General features: G+C 37.1%; 19 protein-coding genes. 1 reads left to right on the forward strand and 18 read right to left on the reverse strand.

Annotation, left to right across the window (positions count from 1 at the left end; genetic code table 11):
• Positions 1–415 precede the first annotated feature (415 nt).
• Complete coding sequence (locus RVS70_RS13780; protein ID WP_121605371.1) at positions 416–742, reverse strand: hypothetical protein; 327 nt, start codon at positions 740–742, stop codon at positions 416–418.
• 107 nt (positions 743–849) lie between these two features.
• Entirely contained in the window at positions 850–2,148 is a 1,299-nt protein-coding gene (locus RVS70_RS13785) for an ArsB/NhaD family transporter (protein WP_121605372.1), read from the reverse strand.
• 140 nt (positions 2,149–2,288) lie between these two features.
• Here RVS70_RS13785 and RVS70_RS13790 point away from each other — a divergent pair, with 140 nt between their 5' ends.
• Positions 2,289–2,675 carry a TIGR04086 family membrane protein gene (locus RVS70_RS13790; protein ID WP_026681261.1) on the forward strand — a complete coding sequence of 129 codons (387 nt, stop codon included), beginning with the start codon at positions 2,289–2,291 and terminating at the stop codon, positions 2,673–2,675.
• A 302-nt stretch (positions 2,676–2,977) separates the two neighbouring features.
• On the opposite strand, the gene yajC is transcribed toward RVS70_RS13790, so the two are convergent.
• The 16 genes from yajC to RVS70_RS13870 all read right to left on the reverse strand — a co-directional run bounded on the left by yajC (position 2,978) and on the right by RVS70_RS13870 (position 15,714).
• Complete coding sequence (gene yajC, locus RVS70_RS13795; protein WP_026681262.1) at positions 2,978–3,235, reverse strand: preprotein translocase subunit YajC; 258 nt, start codon at positions 3,233–3,235, stop codon at positions 2,978–2,980.
• Between the two features lie 24 nt (positions 3,236–3,259).
• Positions 3,260–4,399 (reverse strand): tRNA guanosine(34) transglycosylase Tgt, encoded by a 1,140-nt coding sequence (tgt, locus tag RVS70_RS13800; protein WP_026681263.1) that lies wholly within the window; start codon positions 4,397–4,399, stop codon positions 3,260–3,262.
• A gap of 20 nt (positions 4,400–4,419) precedes the next feature.
• A complete protein-coding gene (gene queA, locus RVS70_RS13805) occupies positions 4,420–5,454 on the reverse strand; it encodes a tRNA preQ1(34) S-adenosylmethionine ribosyltransferase-isomerase QueA (protein ID WP_026681264.1) in 1,035 nt (344 codons plus the stop codon).
• Positions 5,455–5,475: 21 nt separating this feature from the next.
• Positions 5,476–5,673: a DUF2905 domain-containing protein gene (locus RVS70_RS13810; protein ID WP_026681265.1), complete on the reverse strand. Its 198-nt coding sequence runs from the start codon at positions 5,671–5,673 to the stop codon at positions 5,476–5,478.
• Complete coding sequence (ruvB, locus tag RVS70_RS13815; RefSeq protein ID WP_026681266.1) at positions 5,660–6,673, reverse strand: Holliday junction branch migration DNA helicase RuvB; 1,014 nt, start codon at positions 6,671–6,673, stop codon at positions 5,660–5,662. Before ruvB ends, RVS70_RS13810 begins: the two co-directional genes overlap by 14 nt.
• A gap of 18 nt (positions 6,674–6,691) precedes the next feature.
• The gene (ruvA, locus tag RVS70_RS13820) at positions 6,692–7,291 is read right to left on the reverse strand and encodes a Holliday junction branch migration protein RuvA (protein ID WP_026681267.1); all 600 of its coding nucleotides are present in this window, start codon (positions 7,289–7,291) and stop codon (positions 6,692–6,694) included.
• Between the two features lie 92 nt (positions 7,292–7,383).
• On the reverse strand, positions 7,384–8,115 hold the full coding sequence (locus RVS70_RS13825; protein WP_026681268.1) for a YebC/PmpR family DNA-binding transcriptional regulator: 732 nt from the start codon (positions 8,113–8,115) through the stop codon (positions 7,384–7,386).
• A gap of 591 nt (positions 8,116–8,706) precedes the next feature.
• Positions 8,707–9,279 carry a YhcN/YlaJ family sporulation lipoprotein gene (locus RVS70_RS13830; protein ID WP_051388313.1) on the reverse strand — a complete coding sequence of 191 codons (573 nt, stop codon included), beginning with the start codon at positions 9,277–9,279 and terminating at the stop codon, positions 8,707–8,709.
• A 70-nt stretch (positions 9,280–9,349) separates the two neighbouring features.
• Positions 9,350–10,090, reverse strand: coding sequence for an NAD(+) synthase (gene nadE / locus RVS70_RS13835; protein WP_026681269.1), 741 nt, complete (start codon positions 10,088–10,090; stop codon positions 9,350–9,352).
• A 34-nt stretch (positions 10,091–10,124) separates the two neighbouring features.
• The gene (locus tag RVS70_RS13840; protein WP_166530866.1) at positions 10,125–11,084 is read right to left on the reverse strand and encodes a phosphotransferase; all 960 of its coding nucleotides are present in this window, start codon (positions 11,082–11,084) and stop codon (positions 10,125–10,127) included.
• Complete coding sequence (gene safA, locus RVS70_RS13845; protein ID WP_051388314.1) at positions 11,077–11,931, reverse strand: SafA/ExsA family spore coat assembly protein; 855 nt, start codon at positions 11,929–11,931, stop codon at positions 11,077–11,079. The genes RVS70_RS13840 and safA overlap by 8 nt, the downstream gene beginning before the upstream one ends.
• 256 nt (positions 11,932–12,187) lie before the next feature.
• Complete coding sequence (gene pheA / locus RVS70_RS13850) at positions 12,188–13,042, reverse strand: prephenate dehydratase (protein WP_026681271.1); 855 nt, start codon at positions 13,040–13,042, stop codon at positions 12,188–12,190.
• A gap of 74 nt (positions 13,043–13,116) precedes the next feature.
• A complete protein-coding gene (gene obgE / locus RVS70_RS13855) occupies positions 13,117–14,403 on the reverse strand; it encodes a GTPase ObgE (RefSeq protein ID WP_026681272.1) in 1,287 nt (428 codons plus the stop codon).
• Positions 14,404–14,416: 13 nt separating this feature from the next.
• Positions 14,417–14,950 carry a Spo0B domain-containing protein gene (locus tag RVS70_RS13860; RefSeq protein WP_026681273.1) on the reverse strand — a complete coding sequence of 178 codons (534 nt, stop codon included), beginning with the start codon at positions 14,948–14,950 and terminating at the stop codon, positions 14,417–14,419.
• Positions 14,951–15,079: 129 nt separating this feature from the next.
• Positions 15,080–15,370, reverse strand: a complete 291-nt coding sequence (gene rpmA / locus RVS70_RS13865) for a 50S ribosomal protein L27 (protein WP_026681274.1) — start codon at positions 15,368–15,370, stop codon at positions 15,080–15,082.
• A 14-nt stretch (positions 15,371–15,384) separates the two neighbouring features.
• Positions 15,385–15,714, reverse strand: coding sequence for a ribosomal-processing cysteine protease Prp (locus tag RVS70_RS13870; RefSeq protein WP_321133733.1), 330 nt, complete (start codon positions 15,712–15,714; stop codon positions 15,385–15,387).
• Positions 15,715–15,722: the final 8 nt, after the last annotated feature.

Here is a 15,722-nt window from a genome sequence, read left to right on the forward strand (position 1 = left end):
TTAGTTGAGGCCGTGCCCGCGGAAAGCGAAGTAATTAGTCGGAGCATTGCCAATATACATCTAACATTTCAAAATAACTACTTGGCTTAACGCAGTCATTGCACTGATTTTATACTTTCTTAACTTACAAGGAAAAGCTCAAAAGCATCGTTGTATGTAAATATTTGGTGACGTGAGTGCTTGTGCAGCGTTAAGGAAAACGATTCAGAAAGAGTTGGTTCGCCTCTGAGTTTGCCTAGTACTTTTTCTCCTTAGTGGAAGCTCTGTATATTCCCTTCGCTGCATGAAGCTTACCATAACCACAACAAATAGCTTAGAACCCATAAAAGCCAAACTGATTGAAGTTCGGCTTTTACTTTATTGCTCTAAGACAGATTGACTATGGTTGATAAATGAAAAAAATCAGTAAAGTTAGTTAACTTGAGATAAAATAATCCTTATAATAATAGATTGTCACGATAACTGAAATCACCAAATAACCAACTGCGGTATAAAAAACGATAGAGGGGGTAAATTGCTTTTTCTCCTCTTCCATTTTCATTCCTGTCTGCGATTGAACACTCATCCGCACCAGATTTGTAGTATACCCCCCTGATGAAGTAAAGAACCAAATAATCACAACAAATACTAATCCAATCAAAAAGGAAAATTCAATCCATTCAGCATCAAACATAGAAGCAATTCCCCAATTCGCACCGAAGATCACACATAATGTTATAATAATCAAGCCTATATTTTTCACCGTTATCCTCCCATATCATAGCTTTATTTGTTTATACGAATAATTATCTAAAAAGTTTCACAATTAATGTAATTAGTTGTTAGGATCAATTTAATGAATAAATATGCTTATACTTGATCCATATAAGGGATTAGATAACGTAAATAAATATATATGGTTGCAATAATAAGCGAGATAATGACTAACGGGAACCCATATAATAAAAAGCGAATAAATGGTATTTTTTGTTTAGCACCTTCAGCTAATCCTGCAACAACTACATTGGCGGAAGCACCTACAAGTGTTGCATTACCTCCCAGACATGCTCCTAATGCTAGTGACCACCATATTGGATCTAGATAAACCATTCCATAACTCTCAAATTCTTGAACAACCGGTATCATAGCCGCTACAAACGGAATATTGTCAACCACACCAGAAAATAATCCTGATATCCATAGGATTAGTAATGTAGTTTTTACATAATCGCCATCCGTTGAAACGACAATTGCTCTTGCTAATTCATCTATAACCCCTACCTCTTCCAGACCACCAACAAGTGTAAACAAACCAATAAAGAAGAAGAGTGTTACCCATTCCACTTTTTCAAAAATTTGCTCTGTAGCTAGCTCCTTCTCTGTAAGAAGCAATAATAATATCGCTCCAGATAAAGCAATTGCTGTTAATTCAACATGAAGAAATGCATGAAATAAAAACCCGGAAATCGTTAGTATAAGAACTGTGATCGATTGATAAAGCATTGGTGTTTTATTCAAATACGATGCCGCATTAATCTTTACTAATTCTTCAATTTCTATTGACTTTCGTTTTAATGTATTTCGAAACAAAAAAGAAACCAATACTAACATAATGACAAACAGTATGATTGCAACTGGAGCGACATGAATGAGAAAAGAAGAGAAGGTTAAGTGCTCAACTGCTTGTCCAATCATAATGTTTGGTGGATCACCTATCAATGTTGCTGCACCACCTATGTTAGAGCTAAATATAATTGTAACAAGATATGGAAACGCAGGAAGTTTCAATAGTTTAGTGATTTTAAGGATAATAGGCACAAAAATTAATACAGTCGTTACATTATCTAACATAGCTGAACCTATTCCAGTTAGTATGCTAGCTCCAATTAGCAATGGAATTGGCGCTCCTTTTACGCGCTGAGCAAATCGAATCGCAATATAAGAGAATAGACCGGTCTTCTCTGTAATTGCAATCAATACCATCATTGAAAATAAAAGAGCAATCGTATTCCAGTCAATATAATCGACAAGCATTTTTTCCGTTGTATATATACCTGTAAGTAATAATAATGTTCCACCAGTCATTGTTACAACAGCACGATTCACCTTTTCAGTCATGATAAATATATAACAAATAATAAATATGATTGTAGCAAGAATAATTTCCATCTTACACCTGCTTTCCTTTCTTCCACTTTTACACGCCTTAATACACTATATGTTAGAAAATAACAAAATATTTTTCGTCTATTATTTTTTGTTTATGAATACGATTAATTAAGTGGACAATCTTGAAAGGAGAGATCAGGGTGCACAAACAACATGTTACAGCATTATTATACGGATGGATTACCGTATTAGGCTTAATACTGGTAGCTAGCTTTATTTTGGCTTTATTACTTCGATTTACCTCATTTAATGAACCTACGTTATCGTGGGTTACTCTCATTATTGGTTTGCTCTCGCTCTTTATTGGTGGGATGGCTGCCGGAATGAAAGGAAAGGAAAAAGGATGGATGATCGGATCTGTCACCGGTGTTGGTTTCACGCTATTCATTTTTCTAGTTCAATACTTAGGCTATCAACAAGGATTTACATTAGAACAGTCGCTACATCATATGGGGTATATTGCAGCAGCTTTGCTCGGTGGGTCGGTTGGTGTTAATATCGTTGGACCACAGCCAACTGAAAACTAATTTCGTTGAGACAAGTACATCCGTTTTGATAATAAGTCCAAGCGGATTTACTTTTGCCATTATCCTGTCGCATGAATGCTGTTGTCTTTAATAACAGGCATTATAAACAATCCATTTTTCAAGAAACGGCTTATATCTAAGCTTAAAAAGAATACTTCCCGATAAGTAAAGGACAGCACACCAAACATTTATCACGGTGTGCTGTCCTTTATATTATGTATCCATTTTACTTTCTACATTTCTCATGGTATAAGCAACAGACACTTTGTCTATTGCTTACCCGACGAGTTTATAGGCTAGTCTTATTGTTTTACTTCACGAATCGCAGAACGGTCATACGTAAGCTTTGAACCGTCACCGCCTTGTATAACTACTGTGTTTTCATCCATAGCGTGAATCTCACCATGAAAGCCACCAATTGTAATTACCGTGTCTCCCTTTTGTAAGTCTGACTGCATTTGTCTCACTTGCTTTTGACGTTTTTGCTGAGGACGTATTAGCAAGAAGTAGAAAATAACAAACATCAGGATAATAGGTAATAAAGAAACAAGCATTTCCATTATTGAATTCCTCCTTTCAAATTATTAGAAATTCCTTGCGTCGGGTTTATTGAAACCGTATTGTTCAAAGAATTCTTCTTTAAATGAGCCAAGTCGATCTTCGCTTATAGCTGTTCGTACTTGCTTCATTAATTTTAACAGAAAATAGAGATTATGATAAGTAGTAAGCCTAAATCCGAATGTTTCATTACACTTAATTAAATGTCGGATATAAGCGCGCGTATAATTTTTACACACATGGCAATCACAATTTTCATCAATTGGATTAAAATCACGTGCATACTTCGCATTTCTTACTACTAATCGTCCATTTGACGTCATGCAGGTCCCATTTCTAGCAATTCTCGTAGGGAGCACACAATCAAACATGTCAATTCCTCGTAACGCACCATCAATTAAAGAGTCTGGAGATCCAACCCCCATTAAATACCTAGGTTTATTAGTTGGCATTAATGGTGTAGTAAACTCAAGCACCCGATTCATTACGTCCTTCGGTTCCCCAACAGATAACCCACCTATAGCATAGCCTGGGAAATCAAGTGAAACAAGATCTTCCGCACTTTGTCTACGCAGACCTTCATACTCTCCACCCTGAATAATACCAAATAATCCTTGATCCTTTTTTCGTTGATGTGCAGCTAGACATCTCTCTGCCCATCGGGAGGTTCGCTCCACAGAATCCTTCATATAACTGTGCTCCGCAGGATATGGTGGACATTCATCAAACGCCATCATTATATCAGAACCAAGGTCATTTTGTATATTTATAGCCTTCTCAGGTGATAAAAAGAGTTTCTCACCACTTAAATGATTGCGAAAATGAACACCCTCTTCTGTGATTTTACGCATATCACTCAAGCTAAAAACTTGAAATCCACCAGAATCGGTTAGGATTGCTCCATCCCAATTCATAAAGCGATGTAGTCCCCCTGCTTCCTTTACAATATCATGACCAGGACGAAGCCATAGATGATACGTATTTGATAAAATGATATTTGCATTCATATCTTTTAATTCTTCTGGGCTCATTGTCTTAACAGTTGCTAATGTTCCAACAGGCATAAAGGCTGGTGTATCAAATGATCCATGTGGTGTATGGACTCGTCCAAGTCTAGCACCTGTTTGTTTACAAGTTTTAATTAATTCATATGTGATAGGTGTCATATAATATTCTTCCTTTTAGTTTATATAATTAACATGGCATCACCAAAGCTAAAAAATCGATATCTTTGATCTACCGCTTCTTGGTATGCTTTTAAGACTTTATTTTTATCGGCAAATGCGCTAATCAGCATAATTAGCGTAGATTTTGGCAAATGAAAGTTTGTAATTAAACCATTTATGGCTTTAAATTCATAAGGTGGATATATAAATATATCTGTCCACCCACTTGTTTCCGTGAATACACCACTGTTATCTCTAGCAATTGTTTCTAATGTTCTTGTAGAGGTAGTACCAACGGAAATAATTCTTCCGTTACTTTCTTTTACATGATTAAGAATATCTGCTGTTTCTTTAGTCATATGATAAAACTCAGCATGCATTTTATGTTCTTCAACATTATCTACGCTAACTGGTCGGAAAGTACCTAACCCTACGTGTAAGGTAATAAAAGTTATAATAACTCCCATTTCTTGCAACTCATCTAACAATTCTTTTGTAAAATGTAATCCTGCCGTTGGTGCAGCAGCTGATCCTTCCTCCTTTGCGTACACAGTCTGATACCTTTCCTTCTCCTGATCTGGCAATTGTTCTTTAATATATGGCGGCAAGGGCATTTCTCCTAAGCCCTCCAGTACTTCATAGAAGATCCCCTCATAGGTAAATTCAACAATTCGGCCACCATGATCCTTTAATCCCGTACACGTAGCTTTCAGTTGTCCGTCACCAAAAATGATCTCCGTTCCTATTTTTACTTTTTTAGCTGGCTTTGCCAGTACTTCCCAAGCATCGTTATCTGTTTGATGTAATAGCAAAATTTCTACACTTGCTCCAGTCTCTTCTTTCATACCATGTAAACGTGCAGGCAGTACTCGTGTATCATTTAATACCAAGCAATCTCCTTTTTTAAAATAGTTTTTGATATCTATAAACTGTTGATGCTCTATATCTCCACTTTGCCTATCTAATACCAGTAGCCTTGAAGCTGATCGATCTTTCAATGGTGTCTGTGCTATCAGTTCTTCTGGTAAATCAAAATCAAACTCATCAATATTCATCCTTAATCTCCTTACCTATGTTTAGCGAAACTTGCCAAAGATGTAAAATAAAAGTGTTAGTATAATACTGACTGCTATAGAAGTTACGATTGGGAAATGAAAAACAAAATTCCCCTTTTTAATCGTAATATCACCTGGTAATTTACCAATAATGGTCCAAATAATTCCAATGACAAGGAAGAGTAAACCAAGCAGAATAAATAGTTTACCGATGTTCATTTTCATCCGCTACCTTCAGACCAAAGTGTTCGTAAGCCTTTGGTGTTGCGACTCTTCCCCGAGGAGTTCGCTGAATGAAACCAATTTGTAATAAGTATGGCTCATATACATCTTCAATCGTTTGTGATTCTTCTCCAATTGTTGCAGCAATTGTATCTAAGCCTACTGGTCCTCCTTGAAAGCTATGAATGATTCCCTTTAAAAGCTTATGATCAATATGATCTAATCCTTCTTTGTCTACTTGTAGCATTTCTAAAGCTTCACCTGTCGTATCAATGCTAATTTCCTCTTCCCCTTTAACTTGGGAAATATCACGGATTCGCTTTAGTAAGCGATTAGCAATCCTCGGCGTTCCTCTAGAACGTCGAGCAACTTCAACAGCTGCGGCTTGCGATATGGATGTGTTAAATATTTCAGCTGTTCGTTCAATAATTGCACACAGATCCTTTGCCTCGTAAAATTCAAGTCTACTTAATACACCAAAACGGTCGCGTAACGGTGCGGATAATAGCCCAGCTCTAGTCGTAGCTCCGACTAACGTAAAAGGAGGTAAATCAATTCTTACAGAACGAGCACTTGGTCCAGTTCCAATAACAATATCGAGAAAAAAATCTTCCATGGCAGGATATAATACTTCCTCGACAGAGCGAGGAAGTCGGTGAATTTCATCGATAAACAATACGTCCCCAGGTTCTAATGATGATAATATAGCAGCAAGATCTCCTGCCCGTTCAATTGCTGGTCCAGATGTGGATCGAAATTGAACACCCATCTCATTTGCGATGATAGCAGCAAGCGTTGTCTTTCCCAACCCTGGTGGTCCATATAGTAGTACATGATCGAGAGGCTCTTCTCGCATCTTTGCAGCTTGAATAAATATACTTAAATTTTCCTTTACTTTCTGCTGACCAATATACTGTGATAACGTAGTTGGACGAAGATTCAGCTCGACAGAGGAATCTTCCTCTTGAAACTCTCCAGTGACTACACGTTCTTCCATTATTATCTCCCTCCTCTACTATTTCATTAGTAATCCCAAAGCTTTTCGGATTAATTCGTCTGTATTCAACGTATTTTCTTTTTGTAATGTTGGTATAACCGTTTTTATTTCTTTTTCTGTATACCCCAGTGCTTTCAAAGCTTCCTGTGCTTCTTGTACAAGCATTTCATTCTTATTTTGCTTGAAGGCCGACTCGGTTGCAGAGCTATAATCGACAGCAACCGTTAACTTTCCTTTTAAGTCCAAAATAATTTGACGCGCCGTTTTCTTACCGATTCCTGGAAAGCTGGTTAAAAATGCATCGTCTTCTCTTTCGATTGCAGCTGCAAATCCAGCCACATCAACCGAAGCTAAAATCGCTAATGCACCTTTTGGTCCAATTCCTGACACCGAGATTAGCTTAGTAAATAGATATTTCTCTTCTTCGTTCTTAAACCCATATAATAATTGTGTATCTTCTCGAACATGATGATATGTATAAACAAATACTTCATTATGTTCAAAAGACTGAAATACAAAAGGATTCGCACATATGATCTCGTAACCAACCCCTTGAACATCAACAATTATTGAATCATCTTGTATATATGTAAGTATTCCTTTAATATAAGCTATCATTTATCCTACTCCTTCTCTTCATTCATTTTATCATAAGTAGCTATAAATGAATAAACTTCTATTCCTTCGTAAAGAAATAGAAGTTTTAATTCTTAGTCTGTAACTTCCAGATTATGATGAATGTCTTGAACATCTTCATTTTCTTCTAACGTTTCAATTAGATTTAACATATTTGATTCATCATTCTCTGCTAAAGAGCTGTATGTCTGCGGAATTAATGTTACTTCGGAATCAGCAATTTGAAAGCCCGATTCCTGCAAATGAGCAACAACAGCTTGGAATTCTTCTGGAGATGTAAATATTTCGTAAGCATCTTCTTCGCTACTTATATCTTCAGCTCCTCCTTCTAATGCTTCCAGTGTTAATTCATCCTCATCAATCGATCCGTCTTCATTCGAGATAACAATATACCCTTTACGATCAAACATAAATGACACACTACCATTTTCTCCTAGGTTACCATTATGCTTTTTAAAAGCATGACGTATATCTGCTGCTGTTCTGTTTTTATTATCTGTTAATACATTGACAATGACCGCTACTCCACCAGGGCCATAGCCTTCATATGTGATCTCTTCAAAACTAGCACCATCTAAAGTACCTGTAGCTTTTTTAATTGCTCGATCTATATTATCATTCGGCATATTATCTGCTTTTGCTTTATCTACTGCTAACCGAAGACTAGCATTCGTTGACAGATCACCGCCACCCTGTTTAGCAGCCGTATAAATATCTTTTGCATGACGCATAAAGATTTTTCCTTTTTTTGCGTCTTGTGCATTTTTACGTCTTTGAATATTTTTCCATTTAGAATGACCAGCCATGAGGACATTCTCCTCTCTAGAATTTTCCTTTATTACTATAACAAAAAAATAGGCTTTCTTAAAGGTTTTGACAAAAGAAAAAGGTGGAGACAAAACACAACTTCATTACTCAAAATATGAATAATCATGTTATTAACAGGAATATCATCGATGTACCATGAAAATATACTTGCTTTCCGCGAGCACGGACTCAGCTAACTTGGTAAAGAAAAACACGTTACCAAGTGAGTCTTCTGACTCGTGCTGTTCCCGCTAGATAAGGAAGGCTTCGTTAGCGATACATCACACACTGAAAAAGCGTTCTTCTTTTCAAGGATATTTCAGTTGCTATATTAATTATTCTAAGAACTAAAGCGCAAGCGCCAATTTAGAAACGTAGGGCGATTCGTGAAGTCACCTCGTTTCTGGCCGCTGGATCTGGACGTGGCTCAACACGCCCATCTATATACTCGGTGACAACCTTCCCTTTAAATTCTTCACTATATTTAGCCACAAAAACACGCCCTGAAATTAGATTTTTTACTCTAACTTCAGGGGGTCGGTACCTTATTGTTCTTTTTTTATTGCTTCTTAATTACGTTTGTCTCAGCCTCAATTATTATTGTTAATAAATTCATTGATATATTGTTCAATTTTATCTCCATTATTTTTGGCCTTCAGCCTTGCATCGAGGTTTTTCATACGATCCCAATGGATATCATCTGTATATACAATAATCTGTTTATCCGTATTTGGCACTAGCTTTTTTACTTCTTTTTTAATTTGCTGGACAGAATCTTTTTGTTTGGCATGCGCTTGTAAAATCACACCAACAATAATGCGATCGTCCGTTGACGCCACCTGCGCTTGTACAATTTCACGTTTATTTTGCAGCGTTTCTGCAATCATTTGCGCTTCTTCATTCGTAAATACATCAGTGTACCCATTTTTATTGTTTGCATCATTTGCTTTATCTTGGTGAGTCTGCGGATATCCACCTTTTTCTCCAATAGTCTGGTCACGGACATGTAAACGTTCTTTTTTCTCTTGATTCGTCTCATAGTGAATAGGCTGTGTATTTTTTCTATCTATTTCTCGCTGCGCATCTTCGTTTGCACCATTGTCATTCGCACAAGCAACCATCGTGAAAAAAGCAGCTATTATAAATGCTTTCTTTGTCCACATAGGAATACCTCCCTTATTAATAGTTTGGATAAGGAAGGTATTTTTACACAGTTAATTTAAGGAAAAATTACTAATTTCTTTTGAATTGTGGTAACGGATCCCTTTTATGAGCTGTTCGTTTATGCATAGCTAAAATAGTTGATTTATCTTGTTCAGGAATAGACTCACCTTTGATAAAAGCATCAATCTTGGCATAGGAAGTACCCATCTCTTTCTCATCTGTTTGACCTTCCCATAAATCTGCACTCGGTTGCTTATCAAGCACTGATTGAGGAATACCTAGATATGCTGCTAATTCCTTCACTTCCCCCTTCGTAAATTCAACGATTGGTAAAATATCGACACCACCATCACCATATTTTGTAAAATAGCCTGTATACCATTCTGCTGCGTTATCCGTTCCAACGACAAGATAATTATGATGTGTTGCGACAGTGTACAATGTACTCATACGTAACCTAGCACTTAAATTGGCTTGAGCAAGCCGGGTATTGTCTTCTTGATATGTCTTATTTTCCTTCAATTCTTTTTTGATATTACAATACATTGCTTCACGAGCTTCCGTTAAATCTACTGTGATAGAGTTTAAATTACAGCTTTCCGTAACTGCTCTAGCATCCTGCATATTCACTTCACTTGTATTAATTGGCATAAGTACTCCTAAGGAATTATTAGGACAAGCACGTTTAATTAAATGCGCAACAACAGCTGAATCAATCCCACCACTAATTCCTACTAATAATCCGTCTACACCTGCAGATTTTACTTGGTCACGTAGCCATTCAACTATTTGATTCACTTCTTTTTCCATTCGTATCGCTCCTTGCTAAATTGATCCTCCATATTTATTTTAGCATTATTTTCATATCATTGAAAAAATATTGTCGCTTCTCCCAAGAATCTTGCATGCGAACAAGTTCGGATATCGGATTATCATTTTTATTTCTCTTTAGAAAATGAAGCCATTCACGCATCATATCTACTGGTATACAAATCGCATTCAACCATGCTTTCTGATCCTGCTGAGCTATCATTTCGTATGCCAACAATTTATTTATATCCCAATTTAGATAGGGTAAAAACCGCTGACCAAGCTGAATATAATCATACAACGGTGCTGTATTTTGTAGTAAATCAAAGTCAATTAATGTTGTATGCTGATTATTATTATTGATAAAATTATGTCCTGCGACGTCACCATGAATCCAGAGACCTTTATGCTTAGCATCCTCTTCGTAAATCTGCCAAGGAAATTGGGTAATGCGCTTTAAGTGAAGCGTTGTTGTCTTCACGATATCCGTATAAAGTTCCCTATAATTGTATGCTTCAAATATGGGCTTCGTTTCTTTAAATAAATGGAACCGGTGGTACCACCGATGTAAATAAGGTGTAGTATTTAAATATCTTGAATTCACATGAATATTACGTGCTGTTTTATGAAATTGTTTCAAACAATAAACCGCTTTTATTCGATCCTGCTCATTTTTGTAATGTAACTTTTCGCCAATAATGTATGCTGCTATGGTCCAAACTCCTTCATCTTCTTCAAGGTATAGCTTGCCATTTGGGAAATGAGAAAACGAATTAATGAACGGACTATTAACTTTTTCAAAAAACCCCCATTGCTTTAAAACGTTCCCTTTGTTAGAATGCTTTTTTAAAATTAGCTTCTGATTACTAGTTTTAACAAGGTATACTGTAGATTTTTTTATTTTCTGAATAGCTTTAACTTCTATACCACCTACTTGGGACAAAAAAGAAGAGAGACGATAATAACTTTCGTCTCTTCTAATTTTTCTATTCACCTTGAGAATTTCCATTAGCGGACTGGTTATTTAGATTTGCATAAGGCATATAACCAGGTGGCATTGGATGAGGAGACTGGTACATTTCTTGCCCTAAAGGTGGATAAAGGTTAGGTGATTGACTAGTTGGTTGCTGTGATTGTGGCGGGACTTGATACTCTGGATTCCTATACATTTCGTGAGAACCTGAACCACCACATCCACAATCTTTGTCTTGGCCGTACATTGCACCCTGTACTTGTGGCATTGGGTAACCGTGGTGTGGCGCGCCGTAATATCCCTGTGGAGCTGGCCCCATCATTTGAAATGGTACTGGTGGATAACAAGGATCCATCACATAACAGCATAATGGCACCATAGGTACCTGCGGTTGAGGCATTGGTTTTACATGAGGTTTTTCTTTTTTAGGCTCCTCTTTCTTAGCAGGCTTTGGCTCAGGTTGCTTTGGCATATGCATTTGTGGAAAATTAATAGTCGTGTAATTTTGGAATTCTTGCTCCATAACCGGCATCTGCATCATTGGTTGAGCCGGCATAGGTGGCATTTGATGTACAGGCATTTCTGGCTTCATCATTTTTTGTTTCTCCTTATCATCTTCTTTTATAACAGGTAACGGCTTTGGAGAAACATCTTTATACGGTGTTTTCACTTGTTCTTTTGGCTTATGCTGCATTTGTGTCTGCTTCACAGCTTTGGTGGATCCTGGAATTTTTATCTTCATCCCAGGCATAATCATATCAGGACTAGAAATTTGGCTGTTAAGCTGTTTTAGCTCTTCAAAATCTACTCCATATTGCTGGGAAATTTCCCAAAGTGTATCCCCTTTTTGTACGATGTGTATCTTCAAAATTAATCAAACTCCTTTCATTTCATATCTGGGCTAATTACTCTATACCAACATATGCAACAAAAGTTTAAATGTTGATTAATTTAACTAGCTATTATAACAGTCGTTCACCGAAGAGCTCATATAACTGCAATGAACATAAAAATAGCCACCCAACTATAAAAGCAGGTAGCTATTTTTATAAAAAGCAGATGGTCATAAGAAAACATAGGTCCGATCGTTACAACGTCAAATGATGCGTAACTTTACAGCTACCTTATACATCCATTTGATAAACCGGATAAGTTCCAAGCATAGTTACCTTGCAACCCAATGCTTCTAATTCACCTCGAACGCCTGGAAAAAGAACATCATCATACGGTTGGTTCACGTCAATAATGAAAAAATAATTTCCAAGACCTGTTTTCATTGGTCTAGATTCAATCTTGGAAAGATTCATCTTTCGCCATGAAAATGCAGACAATACCTGATGAAGCGCACCAGCATAATCACTAGGCAGTGTAATTAATAGCGTCGTTTTTTCTGACTGTACGGAATGATTAATATGAACAGACGCTTTATTTTTACTTAATACGGCAAACCTTGTGTGATTGTTTGGAAAATCATGAATATCTTCCTGAATCATACGAAGTCCATACGTTTTTGCAGCTAGTTTATTACCTATAGCCGCGATTGGTTTATTAGTTTCACTAACCATTTGTGCAGCTTTACCAGTTGAAGACGTATAGCACAGCCTGGCTTGACTTAAATGCTTATGAAGATATTGATGACATTGAGCAATTGCATGACTGTGTGAATGTACCTCTTCTACGTCTGTTAAAGCACCTGAAAAATCAGGAGAGACAAGGAGATGCTGTTGAATTGGCACAACGATTTCCGACATAATCGGGATTCTTACTTGGTGTACCAAGTAATCAACAGTCAACTGTACTGTACCTTCAATAGCATTTTCTAAAGGCACAACTCCGACATCAATTTCATCTGCTTCTACGGCATCAATACATTCTGGTATCGTATCAAAACTATGCTTCGTTTCCCCATTAAAAGCTGTATCAACCGCTAATTTTGTAAACGTCCCTTTTGGTCCTAAATAACCTATCTTTGCTGTCAAACCGTTATCCCCCTTAATGCTCCCATTTCACCAGATATTCACTACTTGCCTTTAATTATTTTTATATTTTTGTTTTACTCAATAAATTCGAATTCAAAATCCAATAATCGAATGGTATCTCCATCCTCTGCACCACGTTTTCGTAAAGCATCATCTACACCCATTCCACGCAATTGTCTAGAAAAGCGTTGAACTGCTTCGTCACGTGTAAAGTCTGTCATCTTAAATAACTTCTCAATCTTTGCTCCAGACAATACGTAAGCACCATCATCATCTCTCGTAATCTTAAAAGGCGCATCTTCCTGATGATAACGATATACGACTTTCTCCTCTTCTCGGCTTTCATCCTCTTCCTCAACAATTTTTGGAGTGGTCTCCAATATATCTGCTATTGCAAATAAAATATCTCTTAGCCCTGCTTTCGTAAGCGCAGATATTTCATAAATCGGATATGTTCCATTTAAAGCTTGTTTAAATTTTTCTAAGTTGTCTACTGCACCAGGCATGTCCATTTTATTTGCAGCAATAATTTGCGGGCGCTGCATGAGTTTTTGATCATATTCTTGCAGTTCTTCATTTATCTTTACAAAGTCCTGATATGGGTCTCTCCCCTCAGTTGCTGCCATATCAATCACATGAACAATTACTCGTGTTCGTTCCACATGCCTTAAAAATTGATGCCCTAATCCAATCCCTTCATGAGCACCTTCAATTAATCCTGGTAGGTCAGCCATGACGAAACTTCGCTGATCACTCGTTTCAACGACACCAAGATTTGGTGCAAGTGTCGTAAAATGATAATCAGCTATTTTTGGCTTTGCAGCACTTACAACGGATAGAAAGGTGGATTTACCTACACTTGGGAAACCAACTAACCCTACATCTGCTATCAGCTTTAACTCCACTCGAATTGTACGCTCTTGTCCAGGCTCACCATTTTCAGCCATATCTGGAGCTGGGTTACGAGGGGTTGCAAACCTTGAATTCCCCCTTCCACCTCTACCTCCTTTAACGATTACAGCCTGCTGATTATGAACGGTTAGATCAGCTATCACTTCATCTGTTTCTTCATCCGTTACCGTTGTACCCGGTGGGACAGGAACTATCAACGGTTCTGCATTCCGACCATGCTGATTTTTACTCATACCGTTCTCCCCACGTTTTCCTTTAAAATGACGATTGTAGCGAAAGTCCATCAAGGTATTTAATCCTTCATCAACTTTAAAAATGATATCTGCTCCATTTCCGCCATCTCCTCCAGCTGGTCCACCTTTTGGAACATACTTTTCTCTTCGGTACGCAACTAAACCATTGCCTCCATCCCCAGCCTTAACATAAACACTAACCTGATCGACAAACATCTTTTCACCTCATTCAATGACATGGTACAGAGAAGCTACACTGCAACCACTCATCTTTGTATAAAGTCGTCATAGCATACTTAGCCTCCATGCGCCTTATCTCTTCAATTAACAGTTCTCTTTTTTCCTCTAGATCGCTGATCATGAACCTAATTTCTAATTTATCATTTTGTATTGCTTGTATGTGTAGCTCAATAGTTATTAATTCAAGTCCTTCATTCATAGATTGTATCAACTTAACGATTTTTTTACATTGGCTCGTTAACTGCTTATCTGATTCATGAATATCCTTATTTTCTGTATGTATATGGTACACTAATCGCACGTCTTCATACATATGCTGGAATTGAATTATCCATAAAAAGAATTCATTTCCTTGAAGATGCATTAACTTCCGCTCTTGTTGATAAAGAGAGATTGTATCATTCGTTTTCTTCTTTACTTTTTCTATTTTCCCCATCGAAGCATAGCCATGAATTACTTGTAAATGGTTCATTAAGTCATGTCTATAATGCTGCAGAAGTTCCATAACATCCCTATCTTTCATGTTTCACCCTCCCATTTGTTGAAAAGTATAGCAGAAAAAGATAGAAAGGTCATTATGCTTTTAAATACAAGAAAATTTTAAATTCAAAAAAACTCCAGCCAACGAACTGGCTGGAGTTTTTCTTCTACCTTATGCTTCTTGAGCAACAGGGTATACACTTACTTTTTTACGGTTACGACCATAACGTTCAAATTTTACAACGCCATCAATTTTAGAGAAAAGTGTATCATCCCCACCACGACCAACGTTTTCACCTGGATAAATCTTCGTTCCACGTTGACGGTAAAGAATTGATCCACCAGTTACAAATTGACCATCGGCACGCTTTGAACCTAGGCGTTTTGATTCTGAATCACGACCGTTTTTTGTACTACCTGCACCTTTTTTCTGTGAGAAAAATTGCAAATCCAGACGTAACATAGCTATGCACCTCCTTATTTACTTTCAATCTGTATAAAATCACTATATTCTTGTTCAATCGAAGTTAACGAGATAATCATACCTTCAAATAATAACTGAATCTGTTCCATTTTTTCTTCCGAAATGGAAGCAGGTATGGTTACATGAAGATAACCACCATCTTGACCTTGTTCAATGATAAGGTCTACTTCGCATAAAGTCATAACCGCATTAATCGTTCCAATTGATACAGCTGATACTCCTGCACAAACAAGATCATAGCCATAAGGACCACTATCAGCATGTCCAGAAAGTTCAAACGCTGTAATGCGCTCATTTGTACGAAATACAGTTACTCGAATCATCAGCAAAT

Source organism: Virgibacillus sp. M23, assembly GCF_034190895.1.
GTDB lineage: Bacteria > Bacillota > Bacilli > Bacillales > Amphibacillaceae > Virgibacillus > Virgibacillus salarius.